The sequence below is a fragment of the Methylomusa anaerophila genome (assembly GCF_003966895.1).
GTDB classification, from domain to species: Bacteria; Bacillota; Negativicutes; order Sporomusales; family Sporomusaceae; genus Methylomusa; species Methylomusa anaerophila.
Genome location: NZ_AP018449.1, coordinates 592,385 through 606,815, shown reverse-complemented (window position 1 = coordinate 606,815; position 14,431 = coordinate 592,385). Strand labels below are relative to the sequence as shown.

Annotated in this window: 14 protein-coding genes; 10 read left to right on the top strand and 4 right to left on the bottom strand. The window is 41.9% G+C overall.

Translation table 11 applies throughout. From position 1 onward, the window contains the following. Positions 1-47: 47 nt before the first annotated feature. From MAMMFC1_RS02690 to cax, 5 genes are all read left to right on the top strand, one after another. The gene (locus MAMMFC1_RS02690; protein ID WP_126306255.1) at positions 48-956 is read left to right on the top strand and encodes a DUF6612 family protein; all 909 of its coding nucleotides are present in this window, start codon (positions 48-50) and stop codon (positions 954-956) included. A 91-nt stretch (positions 957-1,047) separates the two neighbouring features. After that, positions 1,048-1,620 (top strand): coiled-coil domain-containing protein, encoded by a 573-nt coding sequence (locus MAMMFC1_RS02685; protein ID WP_126306253.1) that lies wholly within the window; start codon positions 1,048-1,050, stop codon positions 1,618-1,620. 344 nt (positions 1,621-1,964) lie between these two features. Continuing rightward, positions 1,965-2,591: a GyrI-like domain-containing protein gene (locus MAMMFC1_RS02680; protein ID WP_126306251.1), complete on the top strand. Its 627-nt coding sequence runs from the start codon at positions 1,965-1,967 to the stop codon at positions 2,589-2,591. A gap of 77 nt (positions 2,592-2,668) precedes the next feature. Continuing rightward, positions 2,669-3,238 carry a hypothetical protein gene (locus MAMMFC1_RS02675; protein WP_126306249.1) on the top strand — a complete coding sequence of 190 codons (570 nt, stop codon included), beginning with the start codon at positions 2,669-2,671 and terminating at the stop codon, positions 3,236-3,238. A 51-nt stretch (positions 3,239-3,289) separates the two neighbouring features. Continuing rightward, positions 3,290-4,345 (top strand): calcium/proton exchanger, encoded by a 1,056-nt coding sequence (cax, locus tag MAMMFC1_RS02670; RefSeq protein ID WP_126306247.1) that lies wholly within the window; start codon positions 3,290-3,292, stop codon positions 4,343-4,345. A gap of 73 nt (positions 4,346-4,418) precedes the next feature. Here cax and MAMMFC1_RS02665 read toward each other — a convergent pair whose 3' ends face one another. After that, positions 4,419-4,892, bottom strand: coding sequence for a DoxX family protein (locus MAMMFC1_RS02665; RefSeq protein ID WP_126306245.1), 474 nt, complete (start codon positions 4,890-4,892; stop codon positions 4,419-4,421). A 183-nt stretch (positions 4,893-5,075) separates the two neighbouring features. Further along, positions 5,076-5,663: a nitroreductase family protein gene (locus MAMMFC1_RS02660; protein WP_126306243.1), complete on the bottom strand. Its 588-nt coding sequence runs from the start codon at positions 5,661-5,663 to the stop codon at positions 5,076-5,078. 132 nt (positions 5,664-5,795) lie between these two features. On the opposite strand from MAMMFC1_RS02660, the gene MAMMFC1_RS02655 reads away from it, so the two are divergent. The 5 genes from MAMMFC1_RS02655 to dapA all read left to right on the top strand — a co-directional run bounded on the left by MAMMFC1_RS02655 (position 5,796) and on the right by dapA (position 11,159). Then, positions 5,796-6,131 (top strand): winged helix-turn-helix transcriptional regulator, encoded by a 336-nt coding sequence (locus tag MAMMFC1_RS02655; RefSeq protein WP_126310404.1) that lies wholly within the window; start codon positions 5,796-5,798, stop codon positions 6,129-6,131. A gap of 401 nt (positions 6,132-6,532) precedes the next feature. After that, positions 6,533-7,453, top strand: coding sequence for a phosphate/phosphite/phosphonate ABC transporter substrate-binding protein (locus MAMMFC1_RS02650; protein ID WP_126306241.1), 921 nt, complete (start codon positions 6,533-6,535; stop codon positions 7,451-7,453). A 45-nt stretch (positions 7,454-7,498) separates the two neighbouring features. After that, positions 7,499-9,619, top strand: a complete 2,121-nt coding sequence (locus tag MAMMFC1_RS02645) for an EAL domain-containing protein (protein WP_158618615.1) — start codon at positions 7,499-7,501, stop codon at positions 9,617-9,619. A 115-nt stretch (positions 9,620-9,734) separates the two neighbouring features. Continuing rightward, positions 9,735-10,040 (top strand): ArsR/SmtB family transcription factor, encoded by a 306-nt coding sequence (locus MAMMFC1_RS02640; protein ID WP_126306237.1) that lies wholly within the window; start codon positions 9,735-9,737, stop codon positions 10,038-10,040. Positions 10,041-10,280: 240 nt separating this feature from the next. After that, a complete protein-coding gene (dapA, locus tag MAMMFC1_RS02635) occupies positions 10,281-11,159 on the top strand; it encodes a 4-hydroxy-tetrahydrodipicolinate synthase (protein WP_126306235.1) in 879 nt (292 codons plus the stop codon). Positions 11,160-11,281: 122 nt separating this feature from the next. Here the strand turns inward: dapA and MAMMFC1_RS02630 are convergent, their stop codons facing one another. Continuing rightward, positions 11,282-12,139, bottom strand: coding sequence for a DMT family transporter (locus MAMMFC1_RS02630; protein ID WP_126306233.1), 858 nt, complete (start codon positions 12,137-12,139; stop codon positions 11,282-11,284). A 19-nt stretch (positions 12,140-12,158) separates the two neighbouring features. Then, positions 12,159-14,267, bottom strand: coding sequence for a phosphoenolpyruvate mutase (gene aepX, locus MAMMFC1_RS02625; protein ID WP_126306231.1), 2,109 nt, complete (start codon positions 14,265-14,267; stop codon positions 12,159-12,161). Between the last annotated feature and the right edge of the window lie 164 nt (positions 14,268-14,431).

Genomic DNA, 14,431 nt, shown 5'->3' with positions numbered 1-14,431 from the left:
TTTTACCTGAATACGTAAAAGAGAACAACAGGGGGATGATTTCAAATATGCGTAAAATAAAGTTATTGTCAATTATAACAGTGCTTTGTATCATGACCTTGTTTTTTTCGGTTTTCAATTCCAGCGCTTCCTCGCCGGTAACGGCAACAGATCCCAAAGAAACTGTGGCCAAAGCCTATCAGAAGTTTCAGAGCCTGAAAAGTTACCATATGACCATTGACTTTACATCGGTCCTATCCTTTCGCGGCAACAATATAAATACCGTCATGAAAGGCGAAGGGGATGTTCGGGTAAAACCAATGCTGGGTAAAAATATCATGAACATTACTATGGATATTACTTCGGATAATGCTCCCAAAAAAATTGAGCGACAGCTTGTACAGTACTTTGAAGAAACCGGCAATCAAATCACAGTCTATTCCAATATTGATAATCAATGGATAAAACAGTCCACACCCAATTATTATCCGCTTAATGAGTATGATAATTATATAAAAGCCATTACAAGCGTAACTCAAATCAGCGAGGATGCCAATTCCACTATTTTTGAGGTTATAGCAAGCGGCAGCTACTTACAGGAAAATCTTGAACGTTATATGGCTTCAGCCGGCATGAAAAATATGAAGGTGACTGCCGATCTGCTGCAGGATTTGGGTGACTTCAAATACACTATCGCTGTCGATAAAAAAACTTCGCTTATTTCCAGGATGGATATTGACCTATCCGACTTTATGCCTAAAATTGCCAATAAGCTGGTTGAATCCCAAAACATGCCTGCTGATCAAAAAACGGTCATTAAGGAGATGTTTGATAATATGAAAATTATTACCACAGTTGCTTTTTCCGAGATTAACAGGGGAGAAAAAATCACTATTCCTAAAGAAGCCAAAGAGGCTAGGGAGGTTGTTCCCAACCCTATGATACAAACAAAACCAAGTAAAGCTGCAGGATTATAGAAGCTGTCTCAAGTTTTATCCTCTTATCCTATCTTGGCTTAATATGCTGATGGATGGTATAATTAGTTACGGCAGGAAAGGATGAACAGCAGTGACAAATGAAGAGTTTCAAAATCTCATGATTAAGCAAATGGCTGAACTTAAAGGCGATGTGGCCGGAGTAAAGGGAGACATATCTGAACTTAAAGGCGATATGGCCGGAGTAAAGAGAGACATATCTGAACTTAAAGGCGATATGGCCGGAGTAAAGGGAGATATATCTGAACTTAAAGGCGATATGGCCGGAGTAAAGGGAGATATATCCGCACTTAAAGGCGATATGGCCGGAGTAAAGGGAGATATATCCGCACTTAAAGGCGATATGGCCGGAGTAAAGGGAGATATATCCGCACTTAAGGGCGATATGGCCGGAGTAAAGGGAGATATATCTGAACTTAAAAGCGATATGGCTGAAGTAAAAGGGCAAATGCGGGAGAACACCGATATTATTAAAGCACTGATGCATCGTACGGAAGAATTAGATGCGAAATTCGACGGGTTGCTCCACAATACTGTAAGCAAAAACATTCTTGAACGTATTGAAACCAAGATTGACATCCTGTCTCATCGTATTCTGGCCCAAGATGGGGAAATTCAACTGCTTAAAAAAGTAAGCAACAATTAACCGGTTATTTATGAGCATAATTACTAAAAAATGGCTTATCCGCAAAATAGGGATAAGCCATTTTTTTAAATACTTTGCTGTTAACGCCGGGGATATTTCTGCCCCAAAATTATAAAAGAGTAATATGCGGCATTGCCGGTTTCTTTAACTGTTTGCACCAGTTGATAACAAGGCTGGGCGGAATCGTCAGATTATGGAGGCGGTTTTCGTTAAAATATCGTTATAATAGAGCCACTCGGTGAATTCATAGTAAAAACTATTTTTATTTCGTGTAAAATAGTAAAATATAGTAGAGTAAAACGTATGTTTTTGGATGCTCAAAACAAAAATAAGGAGCACAAAAAATGAAATATGAATGGAAAAAAGAAGAAAAAAACCTATATTTCCCTAAATCAATACCGGAATTAATTACTGTCCCCAAACAAAAGTTCTTTATATTAAAAGGGAAAGGCAATCCCAGTAGGGAAGCCTTTGCAGAAGAGGTAGGAGTTCTTTATTCTCTTGCTTATGCAATTCGAATGATGCCCAAACAGGGGTATTGCCCAGCGGGATATTTCGAATATACGGTGTATCCGTTAGAAGGAATATGGGATTTCACAGAGGCGGGAAAAAGGCAAGAAACCTTAAACAAAGACGAGCTGTTATATACGATTATGATTCGTCAGCCTGAGTTTGTAACGCAAGAGGTTGCCGAAAAAGCAATTGAAATCGTAAAAAAGAAGAAACCTCATCCACTACTCGCTGCAGTATCATTTGAAATGCTGGAAGATGGATTATCCGTACAAATGCTCCATCTAGGCCCCTATGATACTGAATCCCAGAGTTTTAAACTGATGAATGAGTTTATAGCAAACCATAACTTGGAAAAGAGAGTATTTGCCCATCGGGAGATATACCTTTCCGACGCGAGAAAAGTTCAGCCTGATAAATTAAAAACTGTTTTGCGATATATGGTGAAACCGATTTTATAAAGGAAATTATGTTATAGAAATAAATACAAAGCAGGAGAGGTAACTTAATAAATTCATTTAGGTGAGGAGAAAGGAACTTGAATGATAATGATTTAGCAAAATTTAAAGGAATCATTCATTCCGGCGGTGCAACAGGAGCAGATCAGGCATTTGGTGATATTGGAATCTTCTACGGATATAAGGTAATCCACCATATTTTTAAGGGATATGAAATTCATGGTGCAGGAATTCCGATGATTCATACAAAAATGGATATGGATGTTGCTTCAGCTCCATTGAGAAAAGCATCTATCGCCCTAATGCGGCCTTATCCTCCGGCAACTGAATATGAGCACATGTTACTTGTACGTGACCATTTTCAGGTTAAAGATAGTGATTTTATTATTGCTATAGCTCCCTTTGCGAAGGAGAATATAGTTTCCGGGGGTACGGGTTGGACTGTTCAGATGGCAGTAGATTTAAAAAGAACGGTTTATGTTTATGACGACTGCCAAACATATAAATGGTACACATCTGAAAATGGCAGTGGATTCACTTCTTTTGCCGGGAGTATTCCCAATACCGGTGTTTTTGCAGGAGTAGGCAGTAGAAAAATCAGTTTAAGGGGAAGATCGGAAATTCAAAGACTTTTATCAATTGACGGATAAAATCAGGGCAGCGGAGCGACTTATTAAAAATATTAATGAAAGAGGATGATTATGGCTCGATTCCTTCCTTTTACCTTAATCCTTATACCTATCAGCTTTGTTTCTGAGATTATGCATTGGGATCCTGTCCCCGTCTTTATGCTGGCTTGCCTGGCAATATTACCTTTAGCGGTTTACATGGGTTTTGCCACAGAAGAACTTGCACTTTATACCAATCCCCAAGTCGGCGGTTTTTTGAATGCAGCCTTTGGGAATGCAACCGAATTGATTATAGCTTTTTTTGCTCTGCAACAAGGCATGTTTGACGTTGTTAAAGCATCCATAGCCGGATCAATTCTGGGGAATTCCCTGCTCGTTCTCGGTGCAAGTATGCTTGCCGGCGGTTTATGCAACAACGTCCAGCACTTCAATAAAAAAGCAGTAGAATTGTCATCCACGCTTTTGACCTTTGCTATCATCGGACTATGCATACCTGCAGTCTTTCTCTACACTGTCAGACCCGAGTTGTTGGACAGTTGGGAATATGAACCGCTCAATCTTTCTATTGCTGCAGTGATGCTGATTATCTATATCCTAGGCATGTACCTTTCCTTTAGAACTAACAGGGATGTGTACGGTACTAAGGGACATGGAGAAATTTTGCCGAAATGGTCACGGATGAAAGCGATAGCTGTTCTCTTAGGTTCTACCGCTCTTATTGCCTGGGAAAGCGAAATTTTAGTCGGAGCCATCGAACCGATGACCAAGGCTTTAGGCATTAGCCCGTTTTTTGTGGGAATTATTCTTATTCCCCTAATCGGTAATGCGGCCGAACACAGTACCGCTGTCTGGATGGCTATGAAAAATAAAATGGATATTGCCACGGAAATAGCCATTGGTTCCAGTCTGCAGATAGCATTGTTTGTTATGCCGTGTTTGGTTATCGTAGGGGCACTCATCAATCGAACAATGAGCCTGGTGTTTAATATTTTTGAAATTGTTTCTTTGATAGTTTCTATTGTCATTGTTAACCGAGTAGCAGGCGATGGTGAATCCAATTGGCTGGAAGGCCTTCAGCTCCTGGCTGTTTATTTAATAATTGCCGCTTGCTTTTTAACGATAAGATAATGGTATAAAACAAAAAGGCCGGCAGCCAAAGCTGCCGGCGAAGCCCGCGAATGCCTAAGCAATTTTTAGCCTTTTAACCATCTGTCTGCGCGATCATAATTTTATTTGCAGCCTTATTCTGCTGCAGATATTCATCCACACTGTATTTTCCCGGGCCGACAAAAAACGCTGCCAGAAAGCTAAAGCCATCCTCCAATGATTGGGATGCTTTCATTAACCCTTTTCCGCCAATCATCTGACTAGCAAAGGCAATACTTAAATTAAAGACCAGCAACAGGCAAGCCAAGCGGTAGAACAAGCCTAACGCAATCAGCAAGCCGCCAAAGAACTCAGCAAAACCACTCATAAATCCCCAAAATGCCGGTACAAAATGAATTCCAAACATCCCCATGGTTTCTCCTAGGGCAGTCCATTTTTCCATCCCGCCAAAGATTTTGGGAAATCCATGCCACATAAACATACCGCCAAGTCCTAGCCGGAAAATCAATAACCCGATATCTTGATAAGACTTTATCGCCTGATTGAAATCAACATACCAATTTTTCATAGTTGCCAACCCCCTAAAAAAGCTATGGTAAATGTTTTCTTGGGATAAATATACTATAATAGATATTGTTTGTCAATATATATTAATTATTTATAAATAATTAATATATATAAATAATACAATCGGAATTGAACCTTCCTAGGGAGTCAGGCATTGACTTGTTGACTTAGCAGAAGAAGGTATTTATTCTAACCATTTGACCTTTCGTGTCAAATCCGGATCCAGGCGCGGCCGGGGTTCAGGAATGACTGCAGGATAACCTATTGGGCTGATGGCGACAACTTCCCTGTCGTCAGGAATTGATAACACCTTGCGCAGATATTTTTCGTCCGCCAGGGGCCCGGTCATCCAACAACCACCTAATCCTAAAGCGGTGGCCGCCAATAGCATATTTTCCATGGCCGCGCTGGCACTCTCGAGAAAAGCTTTTTGATAATTCGGATCGTCGTGAGTCTCGGCTAATACTATAATTATTACCGGGGCGCCGCCGTAAATATTGGCGAATTGAATAAATTCACTGCGGGGCATAAATGCTTTGTCGGGAGCTTCGGCCCAATCCTTCGTGTAATTGTCAACAATCTTTCCGTAGTTACTCCCCAGCTTATTTTTCTTTTCCCCGGATACTACCAAGAACTCCCATGGTTGCAAATTTAGGGCTGACGGGGCCCAGTTAGCTGCATTTAATATTTTCAGTATATTTTCTTTATGGATAGGATCCGGTTTAAATTTACGAATGGATCGCCGCTTGTTGATTACATCAAAGAATTCCATGTGTATATCACTCCCGTTGATTTTATTATTTAGCTTTAATAAAAGATTATCGTTATATAAACGTTATTGCAAGTACGCACATTTTTATTATATACTACTAATAATAGTACTATTGGAAAGGATAAATGAATGATGGCAAAGTTGCATTACCAGGAAGGGGATTGCCCGGTGTTGGCTGTCCAAAACCTTATTGCCGGTAAATGGAAACTTCCGATTTTATCGCAATTAAGTAAGGGAACCAAACGGTTCAATGAGCTGCAAAAGTTATTGCCGGACATTTCCCAGGGAATACTCACCCACCAGCTGCGGGAACTGGAACAGGACGGACTGGTTCATCGGGAAGTATATAAGGAAGTCCCGCCCAAAGTCGAATATTCATTAACCGGAATCGGGCAAAGTTTTATTCCAGTCTTGCAGGTTGTATGCGACTGGGGTAAAGATTACCTGAAAAATCAATTGAAATCATGAGACTATGTGAAAATTATTCACCCCGATGCATTAAGTGAAGAAGCTCTCCTTACCTAATAAGGCCGGAGAGCTTCTCTTCTATTATAATTTCCCTAAACGCGCCTTCTCCAAGGCAGCTAAATTAAACTTTTCCATTTTCAGGAAAATATCCGTTGCTCTTCGAATTTCAAATGGTTGTTTTTTTCTTTCTCAACTTATACTCGTAAATTTTGGCTGGAAATAAAGTGATTATGATGGTAAAATTGGGGACAGGCATTGACTTGTTGGGCTTAGTGGCAATGTCAAAGTACGGAAACATTAACAAATATTTAACATTCAGTTTTTAATTATTTGCTATTATTATAATAAATAATAACGAATTTTAGCGATTTATCTCGATTTTTGCGGTGAGAGGGAAGTATATGAGGGGTTTATTACGTATAAATAGCTTGAAGTATTTAGCCTTGGTCGTAACCAGCGTCTTAATCCTGGCAGGATTTATGGATTACGGGTTTCCCAAATCCCAACCAATTCACTCTGAAGTGGCGTTACCTGTTTTAAGGGTTGGGGCGGTTCCCGCTGAAAGTAAAGAGAAGACCAGAGACCAATTCGAAAAGTTTATGAATTACTTGGGGCGCAAAACGGGATGTATCGTGGAGTTGTATGTTGCTGATAATTATGAGGGTATTATCGATAAAATGAGACAAGGTGATTTGGATATTGCCTGGTTTGGCCCTTTTTCCTATGTAATCGCTGCTGAAACCGCAGGTGCCAGGGCGTTTGCCATTGACGATAATATTAAAAACGGCACGGTATATCATAGTGTCTTTATCACTCATTCTGAAAGCGGCATTGATTCCATTGAAAAGATCAAAGGCCATACATTTGCGTTCGTAGATCAGGCCTCAACTTCCGGGTATTTAATACCGAAATCGATTCTGCAAAGACACGGCATTGACCCTCTTCGTGATTTTGCCAAAGTGGAATTTGCCGGAAGCCATGATGCCGCTATTCTCGCAGTGAAAAAACGGCAAATAGATGCCGCGGCAGTTTCGGATGCGATTTTGGCTAGTCTAAGCGAAAAAGGGATTGTGGGCGAAAAAGAGTTGCAAATGATTGGTTCTTCGGAAGCAATCCCGACTTCCACCTGGGCATACCGCGACGGGATAGCGGCCGAACTTTTGGCCAAGATACGGCAAGCCTTTTTTAGTATAGCCGCAGAAGACAGAGAAGCGCTTGGAATGTATGGAAATGATCTTGTAAAAGGTTTTGTTCCCACGGACGATAAACAGTATGATATCATTCGAAATATAGCTGAGAATTTAGGATTAGGCAGTAATTAATCTAATTACCATCATTTTACCGGCATTTATGAGATGAGGATAAAAATGGCTGACTGGTTTTCCAAAACATCTGTCCGCTTCACTGCAGCGATACTTGTATTGCTATTAGGTTTTGGCGTGGGATTATCCGTTTATCTGCGAGCCTTTTCTGAAGACAGTTACCTAACTCGCAAAAATGAGTTACAGCACATTGTTTCACTTGCCCGGAACGTTATTGAGCCTGTCCTTGAAGAAAAAAAAGCAGGTAAACTGACAATCGGTCAAGCGCGAGTAACGGCGACAGATATCCTCAATCACTTCGTTTATTCAGATGATTGGGGCCCTAATTTTGTTTTTTTGGCTTCTTATGAAGGATATATTCTGGTTGAGCCGTTTAAGCCGGATGCGGTTGGAACTTACCAGATGCAGCGCCGGGACATTAATGGCACTGCGATAACTCAGGAACTGCTGCAGACGGCCAAGGCCGGCGGAGGTTTTGTTTTTTACCATGAGCCGCGAATGGAAGGTGCGCCGCCCCAGAAGAAATTGTCTTATGTTACAGGCATACCGGAGTTAGAATGCTATATAGGCACCGGAATGTATGTAGATGACATTGATCGCAGCATAAATATACTGATGAAACGATTTCTGCTTTTGGGTTCTTTTATTTTAGTGATAATTTTAGGGCTGCAATATTATTTTCTTCACCCTTTACTGCATTGTTTTTTCACATTGTCTAACGCGTTTAAAGAATTTGGCCGGTATCCTGCATCTTTACCCCGTATTACTTCACAATCATCGCGAAAAACGACCGACACGGCGAAACTGATCGAGAACTTTCAAACCATTATTAACATGTTGAAAGAAGACCGCATGGCATTAAAAGAGCGGGTAACTGAGATTCAGCGGTTAGCATATTTCGACCCGCTTACTAATTTACCCAATAGGGCATCGCTGGCAGAATGGTTTCAAGCTGAACTGGAAAGAGCCGTAACCGGGGAATCCCGTGGTGCCATTATGTTCCTTGACTTAAATGATTTTAAGCGGGTTAATGATCTGTTTGGTCATTCGCGCGGTGATCAGCTGTTGGTGCAAACAGGCAGCCGGATTGAGACGGTGCTGCGAGATAAGGGAAGAATATTCCGCCTGGGCGGAGACGAATTTATTATTATCATTCCCGGTCTTAACGGCGAAGAAGCGGAAAAACTGGCTCAAGAGATTTTGCGGGAAACGGCTTGCCCATACGTTTTCCAGGGTGAGAGCTTTTATGTTACCGGCAGTCTTGGGATTGCACGATATCCCGAAGATGGCTGTGATATGGATAGTTTGCTAAGCAAAGTTGATACAGCGATGTATTATGCTAAAGAAGCCAAGATGAATGGATATTCCCGCTTTGATTCATCCATGCACGAAGCTATGTTGCAGCGCATTAAACTGGAGAATTCGCTGGCCAAAGCACTGGAGAGAAATCAGCTGGAATTATTTTATCAGCCGCAATGGGACGTTGCTCTTAACAAACCGGTGGCAATAGAGGCTTTGCTGCGCTGGAACCGGTCTAATAAAGGACGAGTTTTTCCCGGTGACTTCATTCCCATTGCCGAGGAAAGCGGGTTAATTATTCCAATCGGGCGGTGGGTACTGTTGGAAGCATGTAGATTTTGTGCCTACCTTCATAGTCTGGGATATGACGATATATATGTTACGGTTAACCTATCGGCCAGACAGGCGGAACAGCCCAATTTAGTTGACAGTGTCAGAGAAACGCTGGAAGAAGCCGGATTGGAGCCGCGTTTTTTGGAATTGGAGATAACCGAGTCTCTGTTCATGAACTCCCTGGAATCATGTAAAGACAAGTTTCGCCAGCTGCGTGGGATGGGGATACGTTTGGCGCTGGACGATTTCGGTACAGGGTATTCCTCGCTTACTCGTCTGCGTCTTTTGCCTTTTGACGTGCTAAAGATAGATAAAGAGTTTTTACGAGAGATAAACGCCGAGCAGTCGGAAATAATCAGAACGATTATAAAATTGGCACACGTTCTAGGGATGGAGGTCGTCGTTGAAGGCGTGGAAACTGTCGAACAGGCAAAATTTGCAGCAGATGCGCTTAGCGATAGGGTCCAAGGCTATTATTTTAGTCAGCCGCTGGCAAGGGAAAATCTGTTAACCTATATGGCCCGTGTTTATTAAAATGGAACTTTGACAGGGACTTGACGAGGACTTGACAGGGAAGAGAAAAATTAGCTATTATTAGTTTGACGATTATCGAAGTATCATATTGCTATATAGGAAGGTGACAAATTTATTGGATACGATAAGATTAGCAAAAGTCTTAAAAGCGCTTTCGCATCCGAAACGACTAGAATTATTTTTTAAAATTGCTGAAAAGAGTGAAACCGGCTTTGAAACGGACTGCGAGTGTGAATGTTTTGTTACCGATATAATGAATTCCCTTAAAATTGGCGCACCTACTATTTCGCATCATATTAAGGAACTTGAAAACGCTGGATTAATTATTACTGATAGAAAAGGAAAATATCTGACGGCCAAAGTCAGGGAAGAAACCTTGGCCGAAGTGAACAAGATTTTTGATCAATTATGCAAAAAGTAAATTTTTTCACCTCAACAATTCGATGATTATAAAATCATAAAATACTAATGGTCGATTATCAAAATGAACCGCAAAATTACATTTATGATTCATGCAAAGTGGGATTTAGCAGGATACTATATGTATTACGGCGAAAATGACAACAGTATATTTTGTGATTGGCTGGATGCAATAAAATTTATGTGGAGCGTGTCAAATCACCGTATTAACGGATTCTGATGAGCGGAAAGGCGGCATCTAATGAAAAAACCATTATTTATAGGCTCGGCAGTAGCTATTGTAACTCCCTTTACTGATAACGGTGTTGATTATCAAACATTAACAGAACTTATTGAGTTTCAAATTAAAGGTGGATCAGATGCCATTGTAGTTTGCGGCACTACAGGAGAAGCCTCTACCATGCCGGATAATGAGCATATTGCCGTTATTAAGTTCGCGGTAGAAACAATCAACAAGCGCATACCGGTTATTGCCGGCGCCGGCAGCAATGATACCCGTCATGCGATAGAATTATCAAAAGCAGCAGAAGCAGTTGGCGCTGATGGAATATTATCAGTCACTCCCTATTATAATAAAGCCACGCAAAAAGGGCTGTATGAACACTTTAAGCTTATTGCCAATAATGTTAAGATACCAATAGTTCTGTATAATGTACCCGGCAGAACCAATTTGAACATAAATTCTGAGACTATAAAAGCATTAGCGGCCATAGATAATATTATCGCCGTTAAGGAGTGCAACCTCGGACAAGTTGGGGATTTAGTAAATTTATGCGGGGAAGATTTTGCCGTGTATTCCGGTGATGATAATACAGTCTTGCCGGTGTTGTCTCTTGGCGGCAAAGGTGTCATTTCCACCATGGCTAATATCATCCCCCAGGACACCCACAATATGGTTGTGAAATTTTTTCAGGGTGATATTAATGGCGCTATCAAGCTGCAGCTTCAGACACTAAACCTCATAAAAGCATTATTCAGCGAAGTAAACCCTATCCCTGTTAAAGCAGCTGTAAACCTGTTGGGCTTTAAGGCTGGGCAATGCCGTATGCCGCTAACGGAACTTAGTGACGATAATCTTGAACTGCTTCGGGCCGAAATGAAGGCTTACGGACTGATATAACGGCGGCGGAGCTCCGCTTTTATCAGATATTTTGCTAAATAGCAGGCAAGTATTAGCGAGATTGAAATAAAAGGAATGAAAAGCAGGGGGGATTGGCGCCCCTTGCTTTTCATTCCTTTTCTCTAACCAAATGCCAATAATAATTCCCCTAATAGTATAATTGCCGCCGCAATCATACGATGTTTAAATTCATTTTCAGACAGCAGCCTCACCCCAAGTATTATCCCGATAAGCACGCTGATTTCCCGGAATGGCGCGATGTAACTTACCGGGCTGAACACCATAGCGCTTAGGACCAGTATATAAGACAGGGGATTTAAAATAGCAACACCTAGTACCTCTTGGCGGTGTTCGCGCCACACCTGCATGACTTGTTGCCAATGGCGCCAAGCGTAGGGTACGAGTACCATGGATCGTCCGAAGTTTATCGCCCAGTTGAGCAAAAGCGGCGGGATCAGAAGGGTGCTTACCGAATATTTGTCCCATAACGTATAAGCGGCAACAGACACACCTGTCAGCAAGGCGTAGATTATTCCTTTTTTCGCCATAGGATCGTGAAGTATTCGCGGATTACGCGCCAGGCATATTATACCAAGGCTAACAAGCATGGCGCCGATAAAAGCAACCGTGGTAGGCTGTTCACTGAAAATAAGGATAGCTGCTGCTGTGGCTAAAACAGGCCCTGTACCTCGGGCAAGCGGGTACACCAAAGAGAGGTCGCCGACCTGGTAGCCCTTTTCTAACAACAGATAATAGACTAGGTTGATGATGGCGCTGCCGGCCATAAATAATATTTGCACTAACCCAATGTGGGATTGCTGCCAGGCAACAACTACTGCTAACGGGGCATAGATAATGGCTGAAAAGGAAGCGAACAGCCAGACAAAGGCAGTACCGCCACACGCCTTTTTTAATAGAAAATTCCAGCTGGCGTGGGCAAAGGCGGCTACTAAAACAAGTGTCATCGCCAAAGTAGTCATATAAACAAATCCTATCCTATTAATATTGTATTTTAGCAAAAAAATCTTTCATTTTTTGTAACCCGTTAGAAATATCCTCTTGGGAAATGGCATAAGAAATTCTAATACAATTCCCATTGCCAAATGCGTCTCCGGGCACTACTGCTACATGCGCTTCTTCCAAAAGCAGCTGGGCGAGAATATTGACATCGGCAATAAAGGTTTCATGGTACGTTTTCCCCAATAGCTGCTTAACATTTAAAAATACATAAAAGGCACCCTGTGGGACCACGTAGGTGACTGCATCCATTGTATTGATGATTTCTAATGCGGTATCCAGCCTCTGTTTGAGCAATTTCCTGGTATTTTCAACAAAACTGTTATGGTTTGGTTCAAGCGCCGCGAGAACTGCATGCTGAGCAATGCTGCAAACGTTGGAAGTCATGTGCCCTTGCATCTTTTGTATTGCTTTAATTATTAGCGACGGAGCGCATACATACCCGATTCGCCAGCCGGTTAAAGCGCATGATTTAGAAAATGAGTTAACGACTATTGTTCTTTCTTTTACTTCTTTAACTACTTTTACGATATTGTAATGTTCATAGGGAGAATGCACCAAGTCGGCATAGCATTCGTCAAAAATGATCCAGAGATTATTGGCGATAGCCAATTTTGCAATTTCCTGCAAAGTTTCCCAACGATAAACGACGCCGGTTGGATTATTGGGAGTATTCATGATCATTGCTTTGGTTTTTGGCGTAATTAAGGTCTTTAATTGTTCAATATCAATCTGGTAGTTGCAAGGCTCAGTGTCCAAAAAGACAGGAGTAGCCTCCGCTAACCGGACTTGTGCCGGAAAGGTTACCCAATAGGGAGATGGAATGATGACTTCATCGCCGGATTCAAAAAGTACCATGGCTGAGTTATATAGGGCCTGTTTAGCGCCGACAGTAATGCCAACTTCCGCCGCGGTATATACAACGCCGGTTTCCCGGGTGATTTTAGCGGCAATACCTTCTCTAAGCTTTTTAATTCCCAATGTTTCGGTGTATTTGTTATATCCTTGCGCTATTGCATTTTGGGCAGCGGTTTTGATTGCTTCACTTGTATCAATATCTAATTCACCGGCGGCAAAATTCACAACCGGGATTCCTTGCTCCTTCAACTTTTGCGCTTTGATTCTCATTGCGGCAGTATGGGATTCGGTAATTAATTGGTTACGGGCTGCCAACGAGGTGGGCCCGCCGCGATAACCTTTTTGCGGTAAATAGAGTTTCTCCGCTTCCCGTAATTCGTCGTCATTTACCAGATCGAATATATCATCCACACTGGCAATGTTTTTTTCTGCGTTGACAAGTGATTGTTCTTTTTTTATTTTCTGACTGATTTGTCGCATCATGCTGATACAAGCGCGCAGGTTGTGGTTTGCCCAAATAATCATGGAAATTTTAGCTTGGCGGAAAACTTCCGTGGGCGTAGTATAGTATTTAGTCGGGACGATTACAAGCGGGCAGCGGTTTGCCCAGCGCCGGGCAAATTCTAACACTTCGGCCGCGGTCGGTTGCTTGGAATGGATGAGAATGGCATCCGCCCCGGCCTGGTGGTATGCTTCCGCCCGTCGTAATGCTTCATCCATGCCGGCGCCGGCTATCAAAGCTTCCACCCGGGCGATTATGGAAAAATGCGGGTCGGTCTTGCTATCTTGGCCGGCTTTAATTCGTCCGCAGAATTCATCAATGTCGGCAAGTTGCTGGCTGTTTCCTATGAAGGAATTTGTTTTGGGAAAAAGCTTATCTTCAATACATACAGCGGCAATACCACGTTGACATAGTTTTTTTACTAAACGGCGAACATTATTGAAATTTCCATACCCGGTATCACCGTCTACTAATATGGGGATGGAAGTTGCGTCCGACATAAACTCAAGAATTTCTAAAACTTGCGTCCAGGAAGCCTCATTGCTATCCCGGACACCTAAAGATGCTGATATCGACAGTCCGGAAGCCCAGATACCGTCAAATCCCGTTTCTTGAACGATTTTAGCCGACAGGCCGTTATGAGCTTCCATTAAAAAAATTGTTTCCGGCGAAAATAGATGCTGGCGAAATAATGCACTTTTAGAAATAAAGTTATTTGTCGTATTTGACATAATGTTTTACCCTCCCTTTTATCAGTGTATTCTTATGCCAAAAAAGTGTGAATTTAAAAACAGTGCTGCCGGGGGATGGCCAGCGCTGTTTTTATTGGTAAAATTTTTCATTTCTTGGCAGGAATTTTTATCCAACTTGTCCAATTGTCTATTAATCATTCTTA

Bases quoted from the DNA above. Each gene is read 5' to 3' on its own strand.
- MAMMFC1_RS02690 (WP_126306255.1), top strand. From the start codon at position 48: ATGCGTAAAATAAAGTTATTGTCAATTATAACAGTGCTTTGTATCATG.
- MAMMFC1_RS02680 (WP_126306251.1), top strand. From the start codon at position 1,965: ATGAAATATGAATGGAAAAAAGAAGAAAAAAACCTATATTTCCCTAAA.
- cax (WP_126306247.1), top strand. From the start codon at position 3,290: ATGGCTCGATTCCTTCCTTTTACCTTAATCCTTATACCTATCAGCTTT.
- MAMMFC1_RS02665 (WP_126306245.1), bottom strand. From the start codon at position 4,892: ATGAAAAATTGGTATGTTGATTTCAATCAGGCGATAAAGTCTTATCAA.
- MAMMFC1_RS02660 (WP_126306243.1), bottom strand. From the start codon at position 5,663: ATGGAATTCTTTGATGTAATCAACAAGCGGCGATCCATTCGTAAATTT.
- MAMMFC1_RS02655 (WP_126310404.1), top strand. From the start codon at position 5,796: ATGGCAAAGTTGCATTACCAGGAAGGGGATTGCCCGGTGTTGGCTGTC.
- MAMMFC1_RS02650 (WP_126306241.1), top strand. From the start codon at position 6,533: ATGAGGGGTTTATTACGTATAAATAGCTTGAAGTATTTAGCCTTGGTC.
- MAMMFC1_RS02645 (WP_158618615.1), top strand. From the start codon at position 7,499: ATGGCTGACTGGTTTTCCAAAACATCTGTCCGCTTCACTGCAGCGATA.
- dapA (WP_126306235.1), top strand. From the start codon at position 10,281: ATGAAAAAACCATTATTTATAGGCTCGGCAGTAGCTATTGTAACTCCC.
- MAMMFC1_RS02630 (WP_126306233.1), bottom strand. From the start codon at position 12,139: ATGACTACTTTGGCGATGACACTTGTTTTAGTAGCCGCCTTTGCCCAC.
- aepX (WP_126306231.1), bottom strand. From the start codon at position 14,267: ATGTCAAATACGACAAATAACTTTATTTCTAAAAGTGCATTATTTCGC.